Origin of the sequence: Hydrogenophaga flava NBRC 102514, assembly GCF_001571145.1 — a bacterium.
GTDB lineage: Bacteria > Pseudomonadota > Gammaproteobacteria > Burkholderiales > Burkholderiaceae_C > Hydrogenophaga > Hydrogenophaga flava.
Map to the genome: position 1 here is coordinate 1 of NZ_BCTF01000080.1, position 631 is coordinate 631.

Sequence of the window (631 nt, forward strand, 5' to 3'; positions counted from 1 at the left end):
GAGCCGTTGACCGTGCGCTGCACCGACAACGAACTGCCATACGTACGCATCCCCTTGCCCACCACCTCCGTCGCCCGGCTGAACGTCAACTCCGGCGCACTGACCGTCACCACCGATGAGGTCACCGTCGCCATCCCCGTCGCCGAAGCACTGACCCTGTAGCTTCCAGGCATCGTCGGCGTGCCGACATAGCCGTAGTTCGAGTCGTTGGAGCCTGCAGCCACCACCACCTGGGTGATCGCCGTCCCGCCCGTGCTCGCGCTGTAGATCCCGTCAACCAGCCCCGCCGGGTTCGCATCCACCACAGCCACGCTCACAGGCGTGCTGGTCGCCATGGTCTGGTTGGCGGCATAAGGACTTGCCGCCGGTCCGCGAACCCTCACATAGATGCCATTGCGCGCCTGTCCCACGCTCCGATCCGTGTTCACCGATGCCAACGACAGCACCGGCTCAGCCACCTGCACCTGTACCTTGGTCGCAGGCGCGGTGTACCCGGCCGCCGTCGCATCAATGGTCACCGCCGCACCACCCGTCAGGTCCACACCTGTGACCTGGAAAGTCACCGACGATTGGCCCGCCGGAATCGTCACGCTCGCCGGCACGCTGGCTTTGCTCGGATCGCTGCTGCTGA

1 protein-coding gene is annotated in these 631 nt (G+C 65.9%); it reads right to left on the reverse strand.

What is annotated here, in order from left to right; genetic code table 11:
• A partial coding sequence (locus HFL01S_RS25500) for a hypothetical protein (protein WP_218008671.1) occupies positions 1 to 631 on the reverse strand: 631 nt, incomplete at both ends.